The sequence below is a fragment of the Clostridium saccharobutylicum DSM 13864 genome, assembly GCF_000473995.1.
GTDB lineage: Bacteria > Bacillota > Clostridia > Clostridiales > Clostridiaceae > Clostridium > Clostridium saccharobutylicum.
In genome coordinates, this window is record NC_022571.1 from 222278 (window position 1) to 245211 (window position 22934).

Annotated in this window: 37 protein-coding genes; 35 read left to right on the top strand and 2 right to left on the bottom strand. The window is 31.0% G+C overall.

Going from position 1 to position 22934, the window contains the following annotated elements:
* Position 1: 1 nt before the first annotated feature.
* The 32 genes from rpsC (at position 2) to cwlD (ending at position 18082) form a co-directional block, all read left to right on the top strand.
* Positions 2–667 (top strand): 30S ribosomal protein S3, encoded by a 666-nt coding sequence (gene rpsC, locus CLSA_RS01035; RefSeq protein WP_022743555.1) that lies wholly within the window; start codon positions 2–4, stop codon positions 665–667.
* A gap of 17 nt (positions 668–684) precedes the next feature.
* The gene (gene rplP / locus CLSA_RS01040) at positions 685–1119 is read left to right on the top strand and encodes a 50S ribosomal protein L16 (protein WP_008426579.1); all 435 of its coding nucleotides are present in this window, start codon (positions 685–687) and stop codon (positions 1117–1119) included.
* Positions 1119–1331, top strand: coding sequence for a 50S ribosomal protein L29 (gene rpmC, locus CLSA_RS01045; RefSeq protein WP_022743556.1), 213 nt, complete (start codon positions 1119–1121; stop codon positions 1329–1331). The genes rplP and rpmC overlap by 1 nt, the downstream gene beginning before the upstream one ends.
* 23 nt (positions 1332–1354) lie before the next feature.
* Positions 1355–1609: a 30S ribosomal protein S17 gene (gene rpsQ / locus CLSA_RS01050; protein ID WP_022743557.1), complete on the top strand. Its 255-nt coding sequence runs from the start codon at positions 1355–1357 to the stop codon at positions 1607–1609.
* Positions 1610–1637: 28 nt separating this feature from the next.
* Positions 1638–2006: a 50S ribosomal protein L14 gene (rplN, locus tag CLSA_RS01055; protein WP_002582616.1), complete on the top strand. Its 369-nt coding sequence runs from the start codon at positions 1638–1640 to the stop codon at positions 2004–2006.
* Between the two features lie 15 nt (positions 2007–2021).
* Positions 2022–2336, top strand: coding sequence for a 50S ribosomal protein L24 (rplX, locus tag CLSA_RS01060; RefSeq protein ID WP_022743559.1), 315 nt, complete (start codon positions 2022–2024; stop codon positions 2334–2336).
* Positions 2337–2358: 22 nt separating this feature from the next.
* Positions 2359–2898, top strand: a complete 540-nt coding sequence (rplE, locus tag CLSA_RS01065) for a 50S ribosomal protein L5 (RefSeq protein WP_022743560.1) — start codon at positions 2359–2361, stop codon at positions 2896–2898.
* Between the two features lie 15 nt (positions 2899–2913).
* On the top strand, positions 2914–3099 hold the full coding sequence (locus CLSA_RS01070; protein WP_002582619.1) for a type Z 30S ribosomal protein S14: 186 nt from the start codon (positions 2914–2916) through the stop codon (positions 3097–3099).
* 31 nt (positions 3100–3130) lie between these two features.
* Positions 3131–3529, top strand: coding sequence for a 30S ribosomal protein S8 (gene rpsH / locus CLSA_RS01075; protein ID WP_008426597.1), 399 nt, complete (start codon positions 3131–3133; stop codon positions 3527–3529).
* 71 nt (positions 3530–3600) lie between these two features.
* Positions 3601–4143, top strand: coding sequence for a 50S ribosomal protein L6 (gene rplF / locus CLSA_RS01080; RefSeq protein WP_022743561.1), 543 nt, complete (start codon positions 3601–3603; stop codon positions 4141–4143).
* 19 nt (positions 4144–4162) lie between these two features.
* Positions 4163–4522 carry a 50S ribosomal protein L18 gene (rplR, locus tag CLSA_RS01085; RefSeq protein WP_022743562.1) on the top strand — a complete coding sequence of 120 codons (360 nt, stop codon included), beginning with the start codon at positions 4163–4165 and terminating at the stop codon, positions 4520–4522.
* Between the two features lie 19 nt (positions 4523–4541).
* The gene (gene rpsE, locus CLSA_RS01090) at positions 4542–5039 is read left to right on the top strand and encodes a 30S ribosomal protein S5 (protein ID WP_022743563.1); all 498 of its coding nucleotides are present in this window, start codon (positions 4542–4544) and stop codon (positions 5037–5039) included.
* An 11-nt stretch (positions 5040–5050) separates the two neighbouring features.
* Positions 5051–5230 carry a 50S ribosomal protein L30 gene (gene rpmD / locus CLSA_RS01095; RefSeq protein ID WP_022743564.1) on the top strand — a complete coding sequence of 60 codons (180 nt, stop codon included), beginning with the start codon at positions 5051–5053 and terminating at the stop codon, positions 5228–5230.
* A 22-nt stretch (positions 5231–5252) separates the two neighbouring features.
* Positions 5253–5693 (top strand): 50S ribosomal protein L15, encoded by a 441-nt coding sequence (rplO, locus tag CLSA_RS01100; RefSeq protein ID WP_022743565.1) that lies wholly within the window; start codon positions 5253–5255, stop codon positions 5691–5693.
* A gap of 1 nt (position 5694) precedes the next feature.
* Positions 5695–6981, top strand: a complete 1287-nt coding sequence (gene secY / locus CLSA_RS01105; RefSeq protein ID WP_022743566.1) for a preprotein translocase subunit SecY — start codon at positions 5695–5697, stop codon at positions 6979–6981.
* 25 nt (positions 6982–7006) lie between these two features.
* Complete coding sequence (locus tag CLSA_RS01110; RefSeq protein WP_022743567.1) at positions 7007–7657, top strand: adenylate kinase; 651 nt, start codon at positions 7007–7009, stop codon at positions 7655–7657.
* Entirely contained in the window at positions 7657–8406 is a 750-nt protein-coding gene (gene map / locus CLSA_RS01115) for a type I methionyl aminopeptidase (protein WP_022743568.1), read from the top strand. The genes CLSA_RS01110 and map overlap by 1 nt, the downstream gene beginning before the upstream one ends.
* Positions 8407–8493: 87 nt before the next feature.
* Positions 8494–8775: an RNA-binding protein gene (locus tag CLSA_RS01120; RefSeq protein ID WP_041716420.1), complete on the top strand. Its 282-nt coding sequence runs from the start codon at positions 8494–8496 to the stop codon at positions 8773–8775.
* A 7-nt stretch (positions 8776–8782) separates the two neighbouring features.
* Positions 8783–9001: a translation initiation factor IF-1 gene (gene infA, locus CLSA_RS01125; protein WP_002582630.1), complete on the top strand. Its 219-nt coding sequence runs from the start codon at positions 8783–8785 to the stop codon at positions 8999–9001.
* Between the two features lie 55 nt (positions 9002–9056).
* Positions 9057–9170, top strand: a complete 114-nt coding sequence (rpmJ, locus tag CLSA_RS01130; protein WP_003156543.1) for a 50S ribosomal protein L36 — start codon at positions 9057–9059, stop codon at positions 9168–9170.
* Between the two features lie 209 nt (positions 9171–9379).
* Entirely contained in the window at positions 9380–9748 is a 369-nt protein-coding gene (gene rpsM, locus CLSA_RS01135; RefSeq protein WP_022743570.1) for a 30S ribosomal protein S13, read from the top strand.
* Between the two features lie 15 nt (positions 9749–9763).
* Complete coding sequence (gene rpsK / locus CLSA_RS01140; protein ID WP_002582632.1) at positions 9764–10159, top strand: 30S ribosomal protein S11; 396 nt, start codon at positions 9764–9766, stop codon at positions 10157–10159.
* A gap of 27 nt (positions 10160–10186) precedes the next feature.
* Complete coding sequence (gene rpsD / locus CLSA_RS01145) at positions 10187–10807, top strand: 30S ribosomal protein S4 (protein WP_022743571.1); 621 nt, start codon at positions 10187–10189, stop codon at positions 10805–10807.
* A gap of 102 nt (positions 10808–10909) precedes the next feature.
* On the top strand, positions 10910–11857 hold the full coding sequence (locus CLSA_RS01150; RefSeq protein ID WP_022743572.1) for a DNA-directed RNA polymerase subunit alpha: 948 nt from the start codon (positions 10910–10912) through the stop codon (positions 11855–11857).
* Positions 11858–11869: 12 nt separating this feature from the next.
* Positions 11870–12211 carry a 50S ribosomal protein L17 gene (rplQ, locus tag CLSA_RS01155; RefSeq protein WP_022743573.1) on the top strand — a complete coding sequence of 114 codons (342 nt, stop codon included), beginning with the start codon at positions 11870–11872 and terminating at the stop codon, positions 12209–12211.
* Positions 12212–12585: 374 nt separating this feature from the next.
* On the top strand, positions 12586–13437 hold the full coding sequence (locus CLSA_RS01160; protein ID WP_022743574.1) for an energy-coupling factor transporter ATPase: 852 nt from the start codon (positions 12586–12588) through the stop codon (positions 13435–13437).
* Positions 13422–14291, top strand: a complete 870-nt coding sequence (locus CLSA_RS01165; protein WP_022743575.1) for an energy-coupling factor transporter ATPase — start codon at positions 13422–13424, stop codon at positions 14289–14291. Before CLSA_RS01160 ends, CLSA_RS01165 begins: the two co-directional genes overlap by 16 nt.
* Before the next feature lie 6 nt (positions 14292–14297).
* Complete coding sequence (locus CLSA_RS01170; protein WP_022743576.1) at positions 14298–15101, top strand: energy-coupling factor transporter transmembrane component T family protein; 804 nt, start codon at positions 14298–14300, stop codon at positions 15099–15101.
* A gap of 168 nt (positions 15102–15269) precedes the next feature.
* On the top strand, positions 15270–16004 hold the full coding sequence (gene truA / locus CLSA_RS01175; protein WP_022743577.1) for a tRNA pseudouridine(38-40) synthase TruA: 735 nt from the start codon (positions 15270–15272) through the stop codon (positions 16002–16004).
* A gap of 159 nt (positions 16005–16163) precedes the next feature.
* Positions 16164–16598, top strand: coding sequence for a 50S ribosomal protein L13 (gene rplM, locus CLSA_RS01180; protein WP_022743578.1), 435 nt, complete (start codon positions 16164–16166; stop codon positions 16596–16598).
* Between the two features lie 26 nt (positions 16599–16624).
* Positions 16625–17017 (top strand): 30S ribosomal protein S9, encoded by a 393-nt coding sequence (gene rpsI, locus CLSA_RS01185; RefSeq protein WP_022743579.1) that lies wholly within the window; start codon positions 16625–16627, stop codon positions 17015–17017.
* Between the two features lie 399 nt (positions 17018–17416).
* Positions 17417–18082: an N-acetylmuramoyl-L-alanine amidase CwlD gene (cwlD, locus tag CLSA_RS01190; protein WP_041715991.1), complete on the top strand. Its 666-nt coding sequence runs from the start codon at positions 17417–17419 to the stop codon at positions 18080–18082.
* A 226-nt stretch (positions 18083–18308) separates the two neighbouring features.
* Here the strand turns inward: cwlD and CLSA_RS01195 are convergent, their stop codons facing one another.
* Positions 18309–18506, bottom strand: coding sequence for a hypothetical protein (locus CLSA_RS01195; protein WP_041715993.1), 198 nt, complete (start codon positions 18504–18506; stop codon positions 18309–18311).
* Between the two features lie 166 nt (positions 18507–18672).
* Here CLSA_RS01195 and CLSA_RS01200 point away from each other — a divergent pair, with 166 nt between their 5' ends.
* Positions 18673–19515, top strand: a complete 843-nt coding sequence (locus tag CLSA_RS01200) for a fumarate hydratase (protein ID WP_022743581.1) — start codon at positions 18673–18675, stop codon at positions 19513–19515.
* A 295-nt stretch (positions 19516–19810) separates the two neighbouring features.
* Entirely contained in the window at positions 19811–20368 is a 558-nt protein-coding gene (locus CLSA_RS01205) for a Fe-S-containing hydro-lyase (RefSeq protein ID WP_022743582.1), read from the top strand.
* Positions 20369–20890: 522 nt separating this feature from the next.
* Here CLSA_RS01205 and CLSA_RS01210 read toward each other — a convergent pair.
* On the bottom strand, positions 20891–21754 hold the full coding sequence (locus tag CLSA_RS01210) for a YitT family protein (protein ID WP_022743583.1): 864 nt from the start codon (positions 21752–21754) through the stop codon (positions 20891–20893).
* 418 nt (positions 21755–22172) lie between these two features.
* Here CLSA_RS01210 and CLSA_RS01215 point away from each other — a divergent pair, with 418 nt between their 5' ends.
* The gene (locus tag CLSA_RS01215) at positions 22173–22907 is read left to right on the top strand and encodes a tetratricopeptide repeat protein (RefSeq protein ID WP_022743584.1); all 735 of its coding nucleotides are present in this window, start codon (positions 22173–22175) and stop codon (positions 22905–22907) included.
* The last annotated feature ends 27 nt before the right edge of the window (positions 22908–22934 follow it).

The window sequence follows — 22934 nt, forward strand, 5'->3', positions numbered from 1 at the left end:
AGTGGGTCAAAAAGTAAATCCTCATGGCCTTAGAGTAGGCGTTATAAAGGGATGGGACGCAAAATGGTATGCTAATAAGAAAAATTTTGCTGATAATCTTGTAGAAGATAATCAAATTAGAAAATTTGTTAAAAAAGAACTATTTTCAGCTGGTATTTCTAAAATAGAAATCGAAAGAGCTGCTAAAAGAGTTAAGTTAAACATATATACAGCAAAACCAGGTGTTATAATAGGCAAAGGTGGATCTGGAATTGAAAAATTAAAGAATATGTTAACTCAATTTGTAAGTAACAAGAATGTTTTAATAAACATAGTTGAAGTTAAGAGTGCAGAAGCTGATGCTCAATTAATGGCAGAAAACATTGCTGCACAATTAGAAAAGAGAATTTCATTTAGAAGAGCTATGAAGCAAACAATGCAAAGAGCTATGAAACATGGAATTAAAGGTGTTAAAACTGCATGTTCAGGTAGATTAGGCGGAGCTGAAATCGCAAGAACAGAACAGTATCATGAAGGAACAATACCACTACAAACATTAAGAGCTGATATCGAATATGGATTTGCTGAAGCAGATACAACATATGGTAAGATCGGAGTTAAAGTTTGGGTTTATAATGGAGAAGTTCTTCCAACTAAGAAAGTAGAAAAGGAAGAGGCTAACGCATAGGAAAGGAGGAATAAATCATGTTAATGCCTAAAAGAGTAAAACATCGTAAGGTACAACGTGGTAGAATGAAAGGTAAAGCTACAAGAGGTAATTTCTTAGCTTATGGAGATTACGGAATCCAAGCACTTACTTGTGGATGGATTACAAGCAACCAAATCGAATCTGCCAGAATTGCTATCAATAGATACATCAAAAGAGGTGGAAAACTTTGGATAAAGATTTTCCCAGATAAGCCAGTTACAGAAAAACCAGCTGAAACAAGAATGGGTTCAGGTAAAGGATCACCAGAATACTGGGTTGCAGTAGTTAAACCTGGTAGAGTATTATTTGAATTATCAGGAGTACCAGAAGAAACTGCAAGAGAAGCAATGAGACTTGCTTCACATAAACTTCCTGTAAAAACAAAATTTGTTTCAAAGAGAGATTTTGAGGAAATGGGTGGTGAAGAATAATGAAGGCTAGAGAATTAAAAGAATTAAAATCAAGCAATCCTCAAGAACTAATAGCTAAATTAGGTGATCTTAAAGCTGAATTATTTAACTTAAGATTCCAATTAGCTACAGGACAATTAGAAAATCCAATGAGAATAAAAGAAGTTAAGAAATCTATAGCCCAAATAAAAACCATCTTAAGAGAAGAAGAATTAAAAGCATTGGAACAATAATTTTTGGAAGGAGGTAAGCCCTAATGGAAAGAGCATTAAGAAAAAAAAGAATTGGTAGGGTTGTTTCTGATAAAATGGAAAAGACTATCGTAGTTGCTGTTGAAACTAAGGTTAGACATCCACTATACGGAAAAACAGTTAACAGAACTACAAAGTTCAAAGTTCATGACGAAAAGAACGAAGCTAAAATTAATGATAGAGTATCAATAATGGAAACTAGACCATTATCTAAGGATAAGAGATGGAGACTTGTTGAAATAGTTGAAAAAGCTAAATAAGCTTTAAAGCTGAAAGGAGGGTAATTCAATGATACAACAACAAACCTTATTAAAGGTTGCAGATAATTCAGGTGCAAAAGAAATTATGTGTATCAGAGTCTTAGGCGGATCTAAAAGAAAGTTTGGTAACATCGGTGATGTTATAGTAGCTAGCGTTAAAAGTGCAACACCAGGTGGAGTTGTTAAAAAAGGTGAAGTCGTAAAGGCAGTTGTAGTTAGATCAGTTAAAGGTGTGAGAAGAGCAGACGGTTCATATATTAAATTTGATGAAAACGCAGCAGTTATAATCAAAGATGACAAACAACCAAAAGGAACACGTATTTTCGGACCTGTTGCTAGGGAGCTAAGAGATAAAGAATTTAATAAAATCTTATCATTAGCACCAGAAGTTCTATAAGAGGAGGTGGCTAATTTGAAGATACATGTAAGAAAGAATGATACAGTTATTGTCGTATCAGGAAAAGATAAAGGCAAAACTGGTGAAGTGTTAAAAGCATATCCAAAGACAGGAAAGGTTCTTGTTCAAGGAGTTAATATAGTTAAGAAACATCAAAAAGCTAATAAGGGTCAAGTTGAAAGCGCTATAATTGAAAAAGAAGCAGCAATCAACAGCTCAAAAGTTATGTTATATTGCAACAAATGTAAGAATGCAACTAGAATTAGTAACAAAATTTTAGATGATGGTACTAAGGTTAGAGTATGTAAAAAATGCGGAGAAACATTCTAAACTTTGAAAGGAGGTAACTAATATGACAAGACTTCAAGAAAAATACCAAAAAGAAGTAATTCCAGCTATGGTAGAAAAGTTCGGATACAAAAACTTAATGGAAGTTCCAAAACTAGAAAAGATCGTAATCAACATGGGTGTTGGAGAAGCTAAAGAAAATCAAAAGGTGTTAGAATCAGCTGTTGCTGACTTGACTTTAATAGCAGGTCAAAAGCCAATTTTAACAAGAGCTAAGAAATCTGTAGCTAACTTTAAAATTAGAGAAAACATGGCATTAGGATGCAAGGTTACTTTAAGAAAAGCTCAAATGTTCGAATTTGCAGATAAATTAATGAGCATTGCTTTACCAAGAGTTAGAGATTTCAGAGGAGTTTCAAGTAAAGCGTTCGACGGTAGAGGAAACTACTCATTAGGAATTAAAGAACAATTAATATTCCCAGAAATCGAATATGATAAAATAGATAAAGTAAGAGGAATGGATATAATCTTCGTTACATCAGCAAACACTGATGAAGAAGCTAGGGAATTATTAAGATTCCTTGGAATGCCATTCGCTCAATAATAAGGAGGGAACACAATGGCACGTAAGGCTATTATTGAAAAGTGGAGCAAAACTCCTAAATATAAAACAAGAGCTTATACAAGATGCAGAATATGTGGAAGACCACATTCTGTACTAAAAAAATATGGAGTATGCCGTATTTGTTTTAGAGAACTTGCTTATAAGGGCGAAATTCCAGGTTGTAGAAAAGCATCTTGGTAAGATACACATGTAGTGAAAGGAGGCACATTAAATGGTTATGACAGATCCTATAGCAGATTTATTAACTCGTGTAAGAAATGCTAATGCTGTAAGACATGAAGTGGTAGAAGTACCTTCTTCAAACGTAAAGAAGGAAATTGCTAATATATTATTACAAGAGGGTTATATAAAAGAAATTAACGAATATAACGATGGAGTTGTTCCAATGTTAAGATTATCTCTTAAATATGGAGCTAACAAAGAAAGAGTTATAACTGGTATTAAGAGAATTTCTAAGCCAGGATTAAGAGTTTATTGTAAGAAAGACGAAGTACCTAAGGTTCTTAATGGATTAGGTATTGCTGTTGTTTCAACTTCAAACGGAATCATGGTAGATAGAGAAGCTAGAAAGAACGGTTTAGGTGGAGAAGTTATCTGCTACGTTTGGTAATATATAGATAAATATTAAGAAGAAAAAATTGTAAGAACATACGATTTTGAAATAATACAGGAGGTGCAATTATGTCAAGAGTAGGTAGATTACCAATAGCTATTCCTGCTGATGTAACTGTAACTGTAACACCAGAGAACGTTGTTACAGTTAAAGGACCAAAAGGTGAATTAGTTAAAACTATGCACAAAGATATTAGTGTAGCGGTTGAAAACAACGAAGTAATTGTTACTAGACATAGTGAACAAAAAGATCACAGAGCTCTTCACGGTTTAACAAGAGCATTAATTAATAATATGGTAATTGGAGTTAAAGAAGGTTACCAAAAGACTTTAGATTTAGTTGGTGTTGGTTACAGAGCTCAATTACAAGGAAAAAAACTTGTGATGAACCTTGGATATTCACATCCAGTTGAAATAGAACCTATTGACGGAATTACTTTTGAAACTCCAGCGGCTACTAGAGTAGTAGTTAAAGGAATCGACAAAGAAAAAGTTGGTTTTGCAGCTGCAGATATTAGAAAGTGGAGAGTACCAGAACCATATAAGGGTAAAGGTATTAAATACGAAAATGAAGTGATTAGACGTAAAGAAGGTAAAACTGGTAAGAAATAATAGAAAGGAGTGACTTTATATGTTCAAAAAGGTAGACAAAAAAGCAAGCAGAGAAAAACGTCACCTTAGAGTTCGTAAGAAAGTATCTGGTACTGCGGAAAGACCAAGACTTTCAGTTTTTAAGAGTGAAAAGAATATATATGCACAAGTTATTGATGATATAAACGGTGTTACATTAGTAGCTGCTTCAAGTTTAGATAAAGATTTTGCTGCTAAAGGTGGAAACAAAGAAGGCGCAAAACTTGTTGGAGAAGTAATTGCTAAAAGAGCTATAGAAAAAGGAATTCAAGAAGTAGTATTCGACAGAGGTGGATACGTATATCACGGAAGAGTTCAAGAATTAGCACAAGCAGCTAGAGAAGCAGGCTTGAAATTCTAATACATGAGGAGGGAAATAAATGAGAATCGATCCTAGTACACTAGACCTTAAGGAAAAGGTTGTTTTTATAAACAGAGTTACTAAGGTTGTTAAAGGTGGTAGAAACTTCAGATTCAGCGCATTAGTTGTTGTCGGAGACGAGAACGGACACGTTGGCGTAGGAATGGGTAAGTCTATCGAAATTCCAGAAGCAATCAAAAAGGGAATAGAAGATGCTAAGAAAAATTTAGTAAGTGTTTCAATGGTAGGAACAACAATTCCTCATGAAATACATGGTAAATTTGGAACAGCTGATGTTCTAATTATGCCAGCTAAAGAAGGTACAGGAGTTATCGCTGGAGGTCCAGCAAGAGCTGTACTAGAATTAGCAGGATTAAAGGATGTTAGAGCTAAATCATTAGGTTCAAACAATCCTAATAACATGGTAAATGCTACAATAAACGGATTAGCTAACTTAAGAACAGCAGAAGATATTGCTAGATTAAGAGGAAAATCTGTAGAAGAAATATTAGGTTAGGAGGTATTGCAATGGCTAAGGTAAGAGTTACATTAGTAAAGAGCTTAATCGGTAGAAAAAAAGACCACATCGCTACTGCAAACGCTCTTGGACTTAAGAAAATTGGAAAAACTGTAGAACCTGAGGCAACAACTCAAGTACAAGGTATGATTAAAAAGATTAGCTACTTATTGAAAGTAGAAGAAGTATAATAAATAAGGAGGTGCACTGAATATGAAACTTCACGAATTAAAACCAGCAGCAGGTAGCAAGAAAGCACCTAAAAGAATCGGTAGAGGTACTGGTTCTGGCTTAGGAAGAAACGCTGGTAAAGGTGAAAAGGGTCAAAATGCAAGATCAGGTGGTGGTGTAAGACCTGGTTTTGAAGGAGGTCAAATGCCTTTATATAGAAGACTTCCTAAGAGAGGGTTCACTAACATTTTTGCTAAGAAGATTGTTAGCATAAACCTTGACAGATTAAATATCTTTGAAAATGGTACAGAAATTACTCCAGAAGTATTACTTGAAAGAAGAGTTATAAGTAAGGTATTAGACGGAGTAAAGATTCTTGGAAATGGGACATTAGAAAAAAGCTTAACTGTTAAAGGATGTAAGTTCTCTAAGTCTGCTATAGAAAAAATTGAAGCAGCTGGGGGAAAAGTTGAGGTGATGTAAAGTGCTTCAAACCCTAAGTAATGCATTTAAAGTTCCAGACCTTAGGAAAAGACTTTTATGGACAATATTACTAGTTGCAATTTTCAGGATAGGAAGTTATATTCCTCTTCCTGGAATTAGCTCAGAATATTTGAAAAGTTTATCTCAATCTGGAGGTTTATTAGGATTTTATGATATGATTTCCGGAGGTGCTTTTAGTAGATCGAGTATCTTAGCATTGGGAGTTATGCCTTATATTAATGCATCAATAATAATACAATTGTTGACTGTTGCTATTCCTCAGTTAGAACAACTTTCTAAAGAAGGTGAAAATGGAAGAAAGAAGATACAAGAAGCAACGCGTTATGTATCTTTAGTATTATCTTTCGTGTTAGCTTATGGAACATTTGCTACAATTTCAAGTAGCGGTGCAACTGCACAATTGCAATTAATTCAAAAGTTAGTTGTAGTATTTTCTTTAGTAGTAGGTACAACATTCTGTATGTGGTTAGGAGATCAACTTACGGTTAAGGGAATCGGTAATGGTACATCTATGATTATTTTTGTAAATATAATTTCAAGGGTTCCAGCAACAATTGCTTCAATGATGACACTAAAACAAGCAGGAAGTGCAAACATTGTAGAAATTGTTTTATTCGGAGTATTTGTTGTGTTATTGCTTGCAATAATCCTATATTTCTCCTTATCAGAGAGAAGAATTCCTGTTCAATACGCAGGTAAGTTTGCAGCTGGTAATAGTAATATGGTGAAATCGCAATCAACACATATTCCATTAAGCATTATTGGATCAGCAGTACTTGCAATTATATTTTCTATGTCTGTAATGGAATTTCCGAAGACAATAGCAACATTATTTGGTAACGATAAAGAATGGGCTAAATGGATATTAACCAATCCTACATGTATATTTAACAAAAAAAGTTGGATGTACATAGCATTATATGCGGTGCTTACAATATTCTTTAACTGGTTCTATACTCAAATCACTTTTAAACCAGAAGAGATGTCTGAAAACTTACACAAGTCTGCAGGATTTGTGCCAGGTGTGAGACCTGGAGAAGAAACTACACAGTTTTTTGAAAGGGTTTTAAATAGAGTATCGTTTATTGGAGGAATATTAGCAGCTATTCTTGCTATAACTCCAGTACTTGTTGATAATTATACAGCATTTCAAAATGTTGCATTTACAGGAACAGGATCATTAATTATTATAAATGTTGCATTAGATTTTACAAGAAGAGTAGAATCTCAAATGGTAGTTAGGCACTATAAAGGATTTCTTAAATAGATTAGAATAAATGGAGATGAAGCTAGTGAAGATAGTATTACTAGGTCCTCCGGGGGCTGGAAAGGGAACACAGGCTAAATCAATCAGTAATAAATATTCAATACCACATATTTCTACCGGAGATATTTTTAGAAAGAACATTTCTGAAAACACTCCTTTAGGAATAGAGGCTAAAAGCTATATGGATAAAGGTCAATTAGTTCCTGATGAAGTTACTATAAATATGGTAAAAGATAGATTACAGCAGGATGATTGTAAGAGTGGATATTTATTAGATGGTTTTCCTAGAACTGTGGCTCAGGCTGAAGCTCTTAACTGTTTCCTTCTAGAAAGAGGAGAACAATTAGATACTGCATTATTAATTAAAGTACCTAGTGAGTTCATTCTAGAAAGAATGACAGGTAGAAGAGTATGTCCATCATGTGGAGCAAGTTATCATGTTAAATTTAATCCTCCAACTAATGAAGGAAAATGTAACTTGTGTGGAAATGAAGTTATACAAAGAAAAGACGATACAGTTGAAACTGTAAAGGAAAGACTTGATGTATATGAAAAAGAAACACAACCATTAATTAATTTTTATGATAATAAAAAATTACTTTCAGAAGTAGATGGAACACAAGCTATCAACGAAGTTTTCAGAGGAATATGTGAAATTTTAGGGAATAACAAATAATGATTATAATAAAGAATCATGATGAAATATCCCTAATGAGAAAAGCAGGTAAAATAGTAGGAGAAACATTGCTATTGCTTGAAAAAGAGGTAAAACCCGGTATAACAACTGCAGATTTAGACAGAATGGCAGAAGAATTTATAACTAAGCATGGAGCAAAACCTTCATTTAAAGGCTTATATGGTTTTCCTTCGTCACTATGTATCTCAGTAAATGAGCAAGTAATACATGGATTTCCAGGAGCATATGTTCTAAAAGATGGAGACATAGTTAGTATTGACTGTGGCGCATGTATAAATGGATTTCATGGAGATGCTGCAAGAACCTTTCCGGTTGGAAAGATTTCAAGTGAAGCTCAAAAATTAATTGATGTAACAAAAGAGAGTTTCTTTCGAGGTATAAAATTTGCTAAAGAGGGAAATAAATTAACTGATATATCACATGAGATACAAAGCTACGTAGAAGCGGCAGGTTTCTCAGTTGTAAGAGATTTTGTTGGTCATGGGATTGGACGAAATGTTCACGAAGATCCTAATGTGCCTAATTTCGGTAAGTCTGGTAAAGGTCCAAAACTAGTTAATGGTATGGTATTAGCAATAGAACCTATGGTTAATGCAGGTACACATAAAGTTAAAACTTTAAAGGATAGATGGACAGTTGTAACAGCAGATTCTTGCTTATCAGCACATTATGAAAATACAGTTGCAATTTTGTCAGATGAACCTGAAATATTAACACTGATTAAGTAGAAAAAAGAGTGTTGCTTAGTTATAAATTTGCATAATACCATTGTGGTAGTGTTAATTTATACTAAGGTGATCATAGAGGTGAAAAATTTGCAAAACAATGACTTGATTGGAAAAGTAGTACTTTCAAAAGCAGGAAGAGATATAAATCATTTATATGTTGTTGTTAGGCAGATAGATAATAATTATGTATTACTAGCGAATGGGAATACAAAGTTAATTGATATGCCTAAGAAGAAAAAGATTAAACACTTAATTATTTTAGAAGATATAGATGATGATATACTATCATCGATACAATCATGCAATAAGAGTACTGATTTAAAGATAAAAAAATTCCTAAAGTTTAGAGGCATTGTTAAGGAGGGTTGATTACCTTATGTCAAAAGATGATGTTATAGAAATGCAAGGTACAGTTCTAGAATCTTTACCTAATGCTATGTTTCAAGTTGAACTTGAAAGTGGTCATAAGATTTTAGCACATATATCAGGTAAATTAAGAATGAACTTCATAAGAATTTTACCAGGAGATAAAGTTACAGTAGAACTTTCTCCTTATGATTTAACAAGAGGTAGAATTACATGGAGAGCTAAATAAGGTAGAAAAGCTTAAGGTAAAGCCTACCACAAAAGTAATATGAGGAGGGTTAGCTATGAAAGTAAGACCATCAGTTAAGCCTATTTGTGAAAAGTGCAAAGTAATAAGAAGAAAAGGAAAAGTCATGGTAATCTGTGAAAATCCTAAGCACAAGCAAAAACAAGGCTAATGATCAATTCACAATATTATTTACATTAAAATAAATGTAAATAATATTGACATTTCAGCAAAAGTCAAATATGATTATATAGTCGTTTAATTAATCAACAATAAATTTTAGGGCGGCTGACGATAGATACTATCTATTGACCTAAAATTTTATTATAAATATAAAAATCAACTTTTATACATTTCAATTATCAGGAGGTGTAAATTTTAATGGCAAGAATATCAGGTATTGACCTACCAAGAGAAAAGAGAGTTGAAATAGGTTTAACTTATATCTACGGAATAGGTTTAGCAACTTCACAAAAAATCTTATCTGTTACAGGAATTAATCCAGATGCAAGAGTTAAAGATTTATCAGAAGAAGAAGTTAATGAAATCAGAACTTATATCAACAAAAATTTAATGGTTGAAGGTGACTTAAGAAGAGATGTTGCTTTAAACATTAAGAGATTAGTAGAAATAGGATCATATAGAGGAATTAGACATAGAAGAGGTCTTCCAGTAAGAGGACAAAAGACTAAGACTAATGCTAGAACTAGAAAAGGTCCTAAGAAGACAATAGCAAATAAGAAGAAATAGTAAGGAGGGAAGATAATGGCAGCTCAAAAAGTCAAGAAGACTAGAAGAAGAAAAGAAAGAAAAAATGTTGAGCATGGTGCTGCACACATTAAGTCAACTTTTAATAATTCAATAGTTACTTTAACAGACGCAGTAGGAAATGCTTTATCATGGTCAAGTGCAGGAGCACTAGGCTTTAGAGGATCAAGAAAGAGCACACCATTCGCAGCTCAAATGGCAGCAGAAACTGCAGCTAAAGCAGCAATGGAACATGGCTTAAAAAGTATAGAGGTTTATGTTAAAGGACCTGGTTCAGGAAGAGAAGCAGCTATAAGATCCTTACAAGCAGCAGGATTAGAAGTAACTTTAATTAAAGATGTTACTCCAATACCACATAATGGTTGTAGACCACCAAAGAGAAGAAGAGTCTAATATAATTGTAATAGGAGGTGTAATTTAATGGCAAGATATACTGGCGCTACATGCAGATTATGTAGAAGAGAAGGTATGAAACTTTTCCTTAAAGGTGATAGATGTTTTACAGATAAATGTGCTTTCGTTAGAAGAAGCTATGCACCAGGACAACATGGATCAAGCAGGAAGAAAGTTTCAAATTATGGAGTTCAATTAAGAGAAAAGCAAAAAGCAAGAAGAATATATGGCGTATTAGAAGGCCAATTTAGAACATATTATGAAAAAGCTGAGCATATTAAAGGCATAACAGGTGAAAACTTACTTAGATTATTAGAAATGAGACTTGATAACGTAGTTTATAGATTAGGTTACGGTGCATCAAGAAATGAAGCTAGACAATTAGTTACTCATGGACATTTCTTAGTAAATGGCAAAAAGGTTGACATTTGTTCATATAATGTTTCAGTTAATGATGTAATTACTGTATGTGAAAAGAGCAGATCAAGTGAAAAGTTTAAGACTTTTGCAGAAAACCCTAAAACTTTACCAAAGTGGTTAGAAGCTAATGTTGATAACTATGAAGGAAAAGTAGTTGCAGAGCCATCAAGAGAAGATATAGATGTGCCTGTTAACGAAACACTTATTGTTGAGTTATACAGTAAATAATATATTTATATTTGTTAGAGAAATTTATCACAATATATGCAAATATAGAATCAGTTGCCCTCATAATAAGGTTGCCATTTATAATATAGGGAGGGTTTGTCAATGTTAGAAATCGAAAAGCCAATAATAGAATGTGTGGAAGCTAATGAAGATGGTACTTATGGTAAGTACGTTGTTGAGCCACTAGAAAGAGGATATGGTATTACTTTAGGTAATGCTTTAAGAAGAATATTATTATCATCTCTTCCAGGTGTTGCACCAACTTCTGTCAAAATTGATGGAGTACTTCATGAGTTTTCTACCGTACAAGGAGTTAAAGAAGATGTTACAGAATTAATTCTTAACATTAAATCATTAGCTTTAAAAATGAATGGTGAAGGTCCAAAGGTTATTTATATTGATGCTAAAGGACCAGGTGAAGTTACTGGAGCAGATATAAAGACTGATGGAGATGTTGAAGTTGTTAATAAGGATTTACATATAGCGACTTTGGACAGCGATGGAAGACTTTATATGGAATTAACAGTTAATAAAGGAAGAGGTTATGTTACTCAAAATAAAAATAAGAGTGATGAATTACCAATTTCATCAATAGCAGTTGATTCTATCTATACACCAGTAAAAAGAGTTAATTTTACTGTTGACAACACTAGAGTTGGTCAAATTACTGATTATGATAAATTAACTTTAGAAATTTGGACTGATGGTACTATCAAAATTGATGAGGCTATTAGTTTATCAGCAAAAATACTTATCGAACACTTTAAATTATTCATGTCATTAACAGATAATACTAATGATATTGAAGTAATGGTAGAAAAAGAAGAAGATAAGAAAGAAAAAGTCCTAGAAATGACTGTTGAAGAACTTGATTTATCAGTTAGATCATATAACTGCTTAAAGAGAGCCGGAATTAATACAGTTCAAGAACTTGCTACTAGATCTATGGATGATATGATGAAAGTAAGAAATCTAGGAAAGAAATCTTTAGAAGAAGTTGAAAGAAAGCTTAAAGAATTAGGTTTATGCCTAAAACTAAGCGAGGAGTAAGGAGGTAAATCCATGGCAGGTTATCGTAAATTAGGTCTTCCTACAGATCAAAGAAAAGCTATGCTAAGAAATCTTGTTACAAGTCTATTAAAACATGGTAAAATAGAAACAACTGAAACAAGAGCTAAAGAAACTAGATCAATAGCTGAAAAAATGATTACTCTTGGAAAAAGAGGAGATCTTCATGCTAGAAGACAAGTATTATCTTATGTTCAAGAAGAATTAGTTGTTAAGAATTTATTTGACGATGTAGCTCCAAAGTACGCTGAAAGAAACGGCGGATATACAAGAATCATTAAAAAAGGTCCTAGAAGAGGGGACGGAGCTGAAATAGTAATACTTGAATTAGTATAATATTTGGAGGGATTAGGTTTAAACTTAATCCCTTTTTTGTGTATAAAATTAATATATTATAGATATGTTTTTTATTTAAATTGATAAAAATAATCAGCTTTTTATTGAATATATGCAATTTTAGTATATAATAAAACTAATAATTAAATTGTATATACAGTAAGAATGTAAAAGAAAACAATGAATCGATGATGTAATATGTATTTTTAGCTATGCAAGTAAAATAATTGCTGATATTTTCATTATTGAAGAATATTATAAATTAATTGCTACAGAGTAAACATCATTGAGATTTATTTTTTTATATGCATAAAATAAGCGTATAAGACATCTGTATAATATATTAAGAATATAAACATCATGGAGGTTAGGCAATGAGTGACACGATGATAGAGTGCCAAAATGTATCTTTTAAATATGTAAAGAATACTGAGGGAGTCACTGAAGAAAAATATGCAGTAAAGAATGTTAACCTAAAAGTAAAAAAAGGAGAATTTCTAGTTGTATTAGGTCATAATGGGTCTGGTAAATCAACAATTGCCAAGCATATGAATGCATTGGTAGTACCAAGTGAAGGAACAGTGTTAGTTGATGGTATTGATACTAAAGATCCAGAAAAAGTATGGGAGATTAGATCTAAAGCAGGAATGGTCTTTCAAAATCCTGATAATCAATTAGTTGCTACTATAGTTGAAGAAGATGTAGCATTTGGTCCAGAAAATTTAGGTATTGAGCCATCAGAAATACGCCGCAGAGTTGATGAAAGTTTAGAGAAGGTTGGAATGAGCGAATACAAAAGACATGCACCTCACCTTTTATCTGGTGGTCAAAAACAAAGAATAGCGATTGCTGGAATTCTTGCAATTAAGCCACAATGTATAATTTTTGATGAGCCAACAGCTATGTTAGATCCATCTGGTAGAAAAGAAGTTTTAAATAATATAAAAGATCTTAACAAAAAGTATGGAATTACTATAGTGTTGATAACACATTATATGGATGAAGCAGCACAAGCAGATAGAATTATAGTAATGGATGGCGGGAAGATTATGATGGAAGGAATACCAAGAGAAATTTTCCCTCAAGTAGACAGAATGAAACAAATAGGATTGGATGTACCACAAGTTACTGAACTGGCTTACGAATTAAAAAAAGCGGGAATACAGATAGATGAAAAAATATTAAATGTAGATGAGATGGTGAATGAGTTATGTCGATTAAAATAGAAAATTTAACACATATATATATGCCTAAAAGTCCATTTGAAAAAGTTGCTTTAGATAATGTGTCTTTAGATATAAAGGATGGAGAATTTGTAGCATTAATTGGACACACTGGTTCAGGAAAGTCAACATTAATTCAACATTTTAATGGATTGTTGGAAGCTACTAGTGGAAAAATAATTGTAGACGGGATAGATATTACAGATAAGAAGGTTAAATTAGCATATGTAAGAAAGAAAGTTGGTTTAGTATTTCAATATCCAGAATATCAACTTTTTGAAGAAACTATAGCTAAAGATATAGCATTTGGACCTAGAAATTTAGGCCTTTCTGAAGATGAAATTCATAATAGAGTAGTTAAATCTATGGAGATGGTAGGTTTAGATTATGAAACCTATAAAGATAAGTCACCATTTGATTTAAGTGGAGGGCAAAAGAGAAGAGTTGCAATTGCTGGTGTTGTAGCTATGCAGCCAACAACATTAATATTAGATGAGCCAACAGCGGGATTGGATCCTAAAGGTAGAGATGATATATTAAATCAAATAAGTAAGTTACATAAGGATTACAACATGACTATAATCATAGTTAGTCATAGTATGGAAGATGTTGCGAATATTGCAGAGAGAATAATTGTAATGAATCATGGAAAAGTAGCATTACAGGGAACTCCAGCAAAGGTATTTAAGGAAGTTGATTTATTAGAGCAAATAGGTCTTGGAGTGCCACAAGTAACATATCTAGTTAGAGCATTGAGACAAAAAGGATTTAATATTTCAGATGAGATATTCACTATAGAAGAGGCTAAGAAAGAACTCTTATCTATTCTAAAAGCAAAAAGTGTAAAGGGGGAATAGGTAATTATGCTAAAAGAGATTACAATAGGGCAGTATCTACCAGGTGAATCTTTTATTCATAAACTAGATCCTAGAACTAAAATTTTGATATCTATATTTTTTATTGCATGCTTATTTATAGTAAATAAGTTTGTTGGATATACTTTTATTGTAGCATTTTTGCTTGCGATAATAGCTATAGCCAAAATTCCAGTTAGATTTATATTTAATGGACTAAAGCCAATTGTTTTACTAGTAATATTAACTGCAGTTTTAAATATTTTTATGACAAGAGGTGCAGAAGGTACTGAATTATTTAGTATAGGTGTCTTAAAAGTGTATCCAGAAGGGCTTAGAATTGCTGGTTTTATGGCTGCAAGATTAATCTTGTTAATAATAGGAACATCACTCTTAACATTGACCACATCACCTATTGAATTAACAGATGGAATTGAGAAACTGCTTAAACCTATAGGAAAAGAAATGGCTCACGAATTGGCAATGATGATGACAATAGCTTTAAGATTTATACCAACATTAATAGATGAGACTGATAAAATAATGAAAGCACAAAAAGCTAGAGGTGCAGATTTTGATTCGGGTGGACTAATGAAGAAGGCAAAATCGTTAATACCATTACTAGTACCATTATTTATTAGTTCATTTAGAAGAGCTGATGAATTGGCAATGGCTATGGAAGCTAGGGGGTACAGAGGCGGAGCTGGAAGAACTCGAATGAAAGTATTAAAATTCACGTCTAGAGATATAATTGCATTTGGAGTATTTATTTTATTAGTTTTATGGTGCATAGTAGTTAGATTTATACTATAATGTATTGTTTCAATAAATTTGTAAATGCTGATTTAGCTATTAACCAATTTTAACTTAATTCATAGCATATGAATTTACAAAATAAAAAATATTTAAATAGGAGGTGTGCTAGGTTATTTCCTAATAGGATATATCATAGCTGCCTTCATTTTGATTAAGAGGACATATATGAGAAATATAAAGTTGATAATTGAATTTGATGGAAGTAATTTTTGTGGATGGCAAAGGCAACCAAAAGGAAGAACAGTTCAAAAGACAATTGAAACTGCAATCTTTAAGGCAACGGGAGAGAATATTTTGATAAATGGCAGCTCTAGAACTGATGCTGGAGTTCATGCTAGAGAAATGGTTGCTAACTTTTTTACTAATAGTACGATACCGGGTGATAAATTTAGAGAAGCACTGAATACCAGATTACCAGAAGATGTTTCTATTATTAAATCAGAAGAGGTTGATGATGAATTTCATGCTAGATATTCATCAAAAGGAAAAACTTATTCATATACAATTGTAAATAGATATGAGAGATTATCTTTAGGTCATCAATACCTTTATCATTGTAAATATAATCTAGATGTAGATGCAATGAAAGAGGCATGTAAATATTTTATTGGAATTCATGATTTTAAAGCATTCATGTCTCCAGGAAGTTCTATAAAGACGACTGTGAGAAATGTTATGCAATTATATATAGAACAAAAAGGGAATAATATAAAAATATTTATAACTGCTGATGGCTTTTTGTATAATATGGTAAGAATAATAGTAGGAACATTAATTAAGGTGGGGAATGGAAAACTAAAACCTGAAGATATAAAAAGTATAATAGCAGAAGGTAATAGAAAAAGAGCTGGTATGTGTGTTCCACCAAATGGCTTAATATTAGAAAAAGTTTTTTATTAAATGCCAAAAATATGTTGACACGCCCGTAAGCGTGTATTATAATAAGTTTGTTTGTTAAAACATTTATGTATATAAGATCCACTAGCCCCGGGTCTTGACATAAAGGATTTTTACTTTAAATTAAGTAAAGAATTAATGTAAGTTCAGGGAGGGAAACAGATGAAATCATACATTGCTAAAGCAAGTGAAATCGAAAGAAAATGGTATGTTGTTGATGCTGCTGGTAAGCCACTAGGTAGAGTTGCTAGCCAAGTTGCTTCAATTTTAAGAGGTAAAAATAAGCCAATATTTACACCTAATGTTGACTGCGGAGACTTCGTTATCGTAATTAACGCAGAACAAGTAGTTTTAACTGGTAAGAAGTTAGACCAAAAATTAATGAGAAAGCATAGTCTTTACCCAGGCGGATTAAAAGAAACTCCATATAGAGTAGTATTAGATAAGAAACCTGAATTCGCTTTTGAAGAAGCTGTAAGAAGAATGCTTCCAAATGGTGTATTAGGAAGACAAATGTTAAAGAAATTAAACGTATATAGAGGTGCTGAACATAATCATGCAGCTCAAAAACCAGAAGTACTAGAATTAAGATACTAATACGATCTCGGGAGGAGGAATAAGAAATGGCAAAAGTTCAATACATGGGAACTGGAAGAAGAAAGAAATCAGTTGCAAGAGTAAGACTTGTACCAGGAAATGGTAAGGTTGTTGTAAATAAAAGAGAAATAGAAAACTTTTTTGGTTTAGAAACATTAAGAGTTATCGTAAACCAACCATTAGTTTTAACTGAAACTAAAGATAAGTTTGACGTTTTAGTAAATGTTCACGGTGGTGGATTTACAGGTCAAGCAGGAGCTATCAGACATGGTATAGCTAGAGCATTAGTTAAATCAGATGAAGCTTTAAAATCAGAATTAAAAAAGGCTGGATTCTTAACTAGAGATTCAAGAATGAAGGAAAGAAAGAAATACGGTCTTAAAAAGGCAAGAAAAGCTTCTCAATTCTCAAAGAGATAGTTTGTGCAGCAAAAAGGGAGAAAATTATTTTCTCTCTTTTTTTGTGTAAAAAATTATAATAAAGCAAAATCTGCGAATAATTTTTCAAAGTAGAAGAAACTACTAAGTAGATTTTCTTTTATCAGTTAGGTTACGATTTTAATAAATATAAGAAGATTCTTAAAGATTTATAGAGTTTTTAAGAATCATTTTATTTTTCCTGGGAAATATGAAATTTTACAATGAGAGTTAATCTTATGTAATGTAAATATAACATGATAGTGCATGTCTATAACAATCCATATGCTTAATTGTAAATGTAAAATTATATATGTGACATTATTTGATGAATTTGAATAATAAAACTCATATAACACATAATATCTAATGGAATCTGATATAATGGGAGGAGTTAGTTACATGAATATAAAAAGAGTACTAGCATTGATTTGTATAATTTTCTTAGTTTTTGTAATTCCAATGAGAGTTAGTGCAAATGATGAAAATAATGAAAAACATATAATACTAATAGATGCTGGACATGGAGGAATAGATGGTGGTGCAAGATCAAAAAATGGAACAATAGAAAAGGATATAAATTTAGCAATAGCTACAAAGTTAAAAAATAAATTAGAAGATAGTGGATATGCTGTTTATATGACACGAGAAGATGATTCAGAGTTAGATAAAAAGAAAGTTAATGATTTAAATGCACGGTGTAAAATGAAAAAAGATAAAAAATGTGATGTTTTTATTTCAATACACCAAAATATGTTTCCAAGTCCTAAATGTTTTGGAGCACAAGTATGGTATTCATCAAATGATAAGAGTAAAGTTTTAGCTGAGCATATTCAAAATTCATTGAAAGAAAAAATAGATGATAATAATAAGAGAATTCCTAAAGCAGCTAAGGAACAATACAGAATATTAAGAGATGGTTATGATGGTGCGTGTGTTTTAGTAGAGTGTGGTTTTCTATCCAATTATGAAGAGGAACAAAAATTAAAGAGTGATGAACATCAAGATAAGATAGTAGATTCAATTATATTTGGTGTTGACAGATATTTTAATAATGCTAGCAATTAAGCATCTTTACAAAATAATAATGCAATATAATAAGAATGGTTAAGTTTATATTAAATGATATGATCTGATATAGAAAACGAGCTGTTTCAAAAATTAAACTTAAAAAGTGATGATTGACTTTTAACCTTAATTTTGAGACAGCTATTTATATATAAGTGTAAAGTTTAAATAATTAAATCATAAATAGTATGTTGAATAGAATATTAAAAAGTGTAATAAGATTTGCCTATATATTAGTGTTTGATATAGTATATCTCTCTTCTTCAGAAATTGGACCAACTTTTATACTATTTTTAGGTGAATCTGTAGAATAAGAATTTCTATTTATTAGTAAAAACATATTATATATTATTAAGCCAATTAAGCAAAGAATTAAAATATGAATTATAAGATTAGCAATTTTATTTAATTTTTTATCATCCATAATTATATACCTCTTAATATGAAAACTGCTTATTATTAATTATAGTAGAAAAATAGGAGAAATATGAAAAATCTAAAGGATAAATTTTTAATATATAGAATATAGATTATTAGATGCGAGGGATAAAATATAAAAATAAATAAAAAATAGTAAAGGAATTGATAAAATGAGAGAAGTTAATGTTGAGCTTATTACAGAGGCAGTAAAAAATTTATCTATCGAGGCTAATTATTTTTTGGGAAAAGACATTAAACAAGCATTACAAAAATGTAAAAAAGAAGAAACTTGGAATTTGGCAGAAGATGTTTTAGAAAAAATAATAATCAATTCTGAAATTGCTAGTAATGAGCAGATGCCTATGTGTCAAGATACAGGAATGGCTTGTGTATTTGTTGAAATAGGACAAGACGTTCATTTAGTTGGAGGAAGAATTGAGGATGCTATTAACGAAGGTGTACGTAGAGGATATGAGGAAGGATTTTTAAGAAAATCAGTTGTAGGAGATCCAATTAAAAGAATTAATACAAAGGATAATACACCAGCTATAATTTATTATAATATTGTGGATGGAGATAAAATTAAAATAACATTAGCACCAAAAGGATTTGGATCTGAAAATATGAGTAAAATAGGTATGCTTAAGCCATCAGATGGATTAGAAGGTGTTAAGAAGTTTATATTGGAGACAGTTAAAGCTGCTGGACCTAATCCTTGCCCTCCGATGGTAATAGGTGTTGGAATAGGTGGAACATTTGATAAAGCTGCGTATTTGGCTAAAAAGGCATTACTTAGACCTATAAATATAAGAAATAATAATGATTTTTATAAGGAACTAGAAATAGAATTATTAGATAAAATAAATGAATTAGGAATCGGACCACAAGGTTTTGGGGGAAAGACTACTGCTTTAGGATTAAATATAGAAACTTATCCAACTCATATTGCAGGATTACCTGTTGCAGTAAATATAAATTGTCATGCAACTAGACATAAAGAGACTATAATATAATATATATGTTTAAAATTGAAATCTGCATTAAGACTAGGTACGGTATCACTAAATCAATGAATAAATCATATTGCAACATATATATATTGTAATTTAAATTTTCAGTAAAATTAAATCACTATTATTCATTTTGGTGTAAATTATTTTTGAGAAATATATAGTATGCTTGGAAAAAGATAATAGATATTAGAAAGTTATAATTATAAATTTAGATAAATAGATTATAGAAATTTGAATGTAATTTATGATATTTAACAAAAACAAATAAGAAGTTATAGTATTGGGGGAATAATAAATGGAGATAAAGTTACATACACCTCTTACAGAAGATAGAATATCAAACTTAAGGGCAGGAGATAGTATTCTTTTAAGTGGAACGATTTACTCGGCTAGAGATGCAGCACATAAAAGACTAATAGAATTACTAGATGAAGGAAAAGAATTACCGTTAAATATAAAAGATGAAATTATATATTATGTTGGACCATCACCAGCAAAACCAGGAAAGGTAATAGGATCAGCGGGACCTACAACTAGTTATAGAATGGATGCTTATGCCCCAAAGTTAATGGATTTGGGGTTAAAAGGAATGATTGGAAAGGGTGCGAGAAATACAGAAGTAATAGAATCTATTAAAAAAAATAAGGCAGTTTATTTTGGAGCAATTGGAGGCGCAGCTGCTTTAATAGGTAAGAGTATTGTTAAGTCTGAAATAATAGCATATGAGGATTTGGGTGCTGAAGCAATAAGAAAAATGGAAGTTAAAGATATGCCTTTGGTTGTAATCATAGATTCTAAAGGAGATAATCTTTATGAATTAGGACAAAAAGAATATTTAGATTCAATTAAGTAAAAGTTAATTTAAAGATATCGTATATAAGTAACTTAAAGATATTAATAAATAAAAAATGAGCTTTGAATAAAACTAGCTCTATTTTTTATTTATTCAATATTTTAAAAAAATTGAAAGTTTATAGGTTTTACAATTTAATCAAAGAATTACATTCTATTATAAGGAAATATTAGTTCAGTGTGTAAATTATAAATATAAACAAAAATATAAATTTATTATTTTTATATGTTGATATAGATAATAAAATGTAAACTTGGACTTATGCGATAATTTACCGAAATGACAGGTATTCTGCTGTTCAGGTTACTGAGAATAAGTTGAGGCTTTCTAGCATCAGAAGTTGCACCATTTCAGCATGCTCCCGAGACAAGCTCGTGACAAGCAAAAATGGAACAACTTTTGATGAAGAAATGCCTGCAACATATTCTCTAATGTAACACTTCACAAAAGAGTACCTATCCTTTCTGATATAGTATATATTTTAAAGTATAAGTATAGTTCTTAAATTGGTTATCTATAATTTTATATGTTTATAAAGCCTTTTCCACGAACTTCAGATATATCAACTATAGTTATAAAAGCTTTTGCATCTATTTTATGAATAGTATTTTTTAGTTCAATCATTTGTCTAGTTGTTACAATACAATATAACATCTTTTTGCGATCATGTGTGTATTCACCTTCAGCAAATAAAGAGGTAATTCCTCTGTGAAGATCCTTAATTACATAATTAATAACATCTTCTTCTTTATCAGTTAGTATTAGAAGAAGCTTTTTACTGCTAAATCCTTTTAACATTCTATCTAAGACTGTACTCTGAATGAATAATGAAATAAATGTATATAGTGCTTCAGGAATTCCTGATATATACGCTCCAATTAGTATAATTATTATGTTAAGAGAAAAACCTAAGCTGCCTATGTTAAATGTTGAATATTTTTTTCTAATCAGCATAGTTATAATATCAGTTCCACCAGTAGATCCATTTTTTAAGAATACAAGTCCATATCCAATTCCACATAAAACTCCACCATATATACAATAGAGAAGTAAATCTAAATTATCTAGGTTTACTAAGTTTGCCAATGGCTTAGTTATCATGAGGGAAATTGAGAGAGAGAGCATACCTATTGTTGTATAAATAGTAAATGATCTGTTAAGTTTTCTGTAACTTATTGCAAGTAATGGAATGTTAACTAATAATACTGCTATACCGGCAGGGATACCAACAGTATATTGTAAAAGCAATCCTATACCAGTAGCACCACCACTTAAAAGTTTTGCATGGGATAAGAAAAGATTTACCCCTAAAGATGCTATTAAACAGCCGAGAAAAATAACTAAAATATCAACAATTTCAGCTTTGAATTTGTAGTACGTATTCATTTATATACTCCTTTAAAGTTATAATTTCATTATATATTAATGCATTTTATAAATAAAAAATCAAGATATAATGTAAAATAGAATGTAAATTAAAAAATATTTATAATATTAATAAGTACTATGTCTTGAAAAAGTATAAGCATAGAGATGTTTTGTTGGAATATTAATGGAATAATCAATAAAAAAATATGAAATTAATATTTAATCAAATTACAAAATTTAATTTATGTATATTAAAATAACTAATGTAAATATAAATTATACTTTAAATTGGTTATATTAGAAAATATCAAATATAATAAATATAAATAGATCTAAGCATATTTCAATGTACAATAATGACTGTATTAAGTTTTGGAGACCATTTATTATTAATTTTAGATTATAATTAAGTTATATATGGAATAGGAGAATAGATATGATTAGAATTAAGTTACCAGGAAATGAAAAACATAAGAAAATAATATTAATTATTTTCATGATAATAGCAATAGGTATATTATTTTACGAAGCAAGAATGAATTTAACCAATAAAAAAATACAAGATCAATCTAAAAGTAATGAGAAGCAATCAATAATAGAACCCTTGAATAGTAATGAAATTAGTACTGAAAATAAAAGCAATGAAGGGGATAAAAGTGACCAGAAAGAAAAAAATGATTCATCAAGAGAAAATGAGTTGTATAATGAAGCATATACATTGTTTTTTTCAAAGCAATACGACAATGCCATTAATACAGCCAATGAACTTATAAGGGACTTCCCGAGTAGTGCTAATGGATATAATATAAGAGGCATTTCTAAAGCATATAGTGGCGATTATGAAGGTGGAATGAAGGATATAGATAAGGCATTAGAAATTAATTCTAACTATGGATATGCTAGATTTAATAAGGCACTTACATATGAGTTATACGGAGATATGGATAAAGCTTTAGAGTGGTATAATAAAGATCTAGAGATTGAAGATTATGTTTGGACTTATTATGGGATATCATCTATTTATGGAAGACGTGGTGATGTAGTTAACACAATGAAATACTTAAATAAAGCAATACAAATTGATAAAAGTGTTAAGGAGACAGCAAAGGAAGAACAGGATTTTGAACCTGTTAGAAATTCGAAGGAGTTTCAAAGTGCTGTATATAATTAAAAATAGTGATTATACATTGAATAAAAA

Coding starts and splice junctions, on each gene's coding strand:
- CLSA_RS01205 (WP_022743582.1), top strand. CDS start 19,811: ATGGAGATAAAGTTACATACACCTCTTACAGAAGATAGAATATCAAAC.
- CLSA_RS01210 (WP_022743583.1), bottom strand. CDS start 21,754: ATGAATACGTACTACAAATTCAAAGCTGAAATTGTTGATATTTTAGTT.
- CLSA_RS01215 (WP_022743584.1), top strand. CDS start 22,173: ATGATTAGAATTAAGTTACCAGGAAATGAAAAACATAAGAAAATAATA.
- rpsE (WP_022743563.1), top strand. CDS start 4,542: ATGAGAATCGATCCTAGTACACTAGACCTTAAGGAAAAGGTTGTTTTT.
- rplR (WP_022743562.1), top strand. CDS start 4,163: ATGTTCAAAAAGGTAGACAAAAAAGCAAGCAGAGAAAAACGTCACCTT.
- rpsH (WP_008426597.1), top strand. CDS start 3,131: ATGGTTATGACAGATCCTATAGCAGATTTATTAACTCGTGTAAGAAAT.
- cwlD (WP_041715991.1), top strand. CDS start 17,417: ATGAATATAAAAAGAGTACTAGCATTGATTTGTATAATTTTCTTAGTT.
- CLSA_RS01165 (WP_022743575.1), top strand. CDS start 13,422: ATGTCGATTAAAATAGAAAATTTAACACATATATATATGCCTAAAAGT.
- rpsD (WP_022743571.1), top strand. CDS start 10,187: ATGGCAAGATATACTGGCGCTACATGCAGATTATGTAGAAGAGAAGGT.
- rplP (WP_008426579.1), top strand. CDS start 685: ATGTTAATGCCTAAAAGAGTAAAACATCGTAAGGTACAACGTGGTAGA.
- rpsI (WP_022743579.1), top strand. CDS start 16,625: ATGGCAAAAGTTCAATACATGGGAACTGGAAGAAGAAAGAAATCAGTT.
- CLSA_RS01160 (WP_022743574.1), top strand. CDS start 12,586: ATGAGTGACACGATGATAGAGTGCCAAAATGTATCTTTTAAATATGTA.
- rplE (WP_022743560.1), top strand. CDS start 2,359: ATGACAAGACTTCAAGAAAAATACCAAAAAGAAGTAATTCCAGCTATG.
- rplN (WP_002582616.1), top strand. CDS start 1,638: ATGATACAACAACAAACCTTATTAAAGGTTGCAGATAATTCAGGTGCA.
- infA (WP_002582630.1), top strand. CDS start 8,783: ATGTCAAAAGATGATGTTATAGAAATGCAAGGTACAGTTCTAGAATCT.
- CLSA_RS01195 (WP_041715993.1), bottom strand. CDS start 18,506: ATGGATGATAAAAAATTAAATAAAATTGCTAATCTTATAATTCATATT.
- CLSA_RS01150 (WP_022743572.1), top strand. CDS start 10,910: ATGTTAGAAATCGAAAAGCCAATAATAGAATGTGTGGAAGCTAATGAA.
- rplQ (WP_022743573.1), top strand. CDS start 11,870: ATGGCAGGTTATCGTAAATTAGGTCTTCCTACAGATCAAAGAAAAGCT.
- map (WP_022743568.1), top strand. CDS start 7,657: ATGATTATAATAAAGAATCATGATGAAATATCCCTAATGAGAAAAGCA.
- rpmD (WP_022743564.1), top strand. CDS start 5,051: ATGGCTAAGGTAAGAGTTACATTAGTAAAGAGCTTAATCGGTAGAAAA.
- rpsK (WP_002582632.1), top strand. CDS start 9,764: ATGGCAGCTCAAAAAGTCAAGAAGACTAGAAGAAGAAAAGAAAGAAAA.
- rplM (WP_022743578.1), top strand. CDS start 16,164: ATGAAATCATACATTGCTAAAGCAAGTGAAATCGAAAGAAAATGGTAT.
- rpsQ (WP_022743557.1), top strand. CDS start 1,355: ATGGAAAGAGCATTAAGAAAAAAAAGAATTGGTAGGGTTGTTTCTGAT.
- truA (WP_022743577.1), top strand. CDS start 15,270: ATGAGAAATATAAAGTTGATAATTGAATTTGATGGAAGTAATTTTTGT.
- rpmJ (WP_003156543.1), top strand. CDS start 9,057: ATGAAAGTAAGACCATCAGTTAAGCCTATTTGTGAAAAGTGCAAAGTA.
- rpmC (WP_022743556.1), top strand. CDS start 1,119: ATGAAGGCTAGAGAATTAAAAGAATTAAAATCAAGCAATCCTCAAGAA.
- rplF (WP_022743561.1), top strand. CDS start 3,601: ATGTCAAGAGTAGGTAGATTACCAATAGCTATTCCTGCTGATGTAACT.
- CLSA_RS01200 (WP_022743581.1), top strand. CDS start 18,673: ATGAGAGAAGTTAATGTTGAGCTTATTACAGAGGCAGTAAAAAATTTA.
- rplO (WP_022743565.1), top strand. CDS start 5,253: ATGAAACTTCACGAATTAAAACCAGCAGCAGGTAGCAAGAAAGCACCT.
- CLSA_RS01170 (WP_022743576.1), top strand. CDS start 14,298: ATGCTAAAAGAGATTACAATAGGGCAGTATCTACCAGGTGAATCTTTT.
- rpsM (WP_022743570.1), top strand. CDS start 9,380: ATGGCAAGAATATCAGGTATTGACCTACCAAGAGAAAAGAGAGTTGAA.
- CLSA_RS01070 (WP_002582619.1), top strand. CDS start 2,914: ATGGCACGTAAGGCTATTATTGAAAAGTGGAGCAAAACTCCTAAATAT.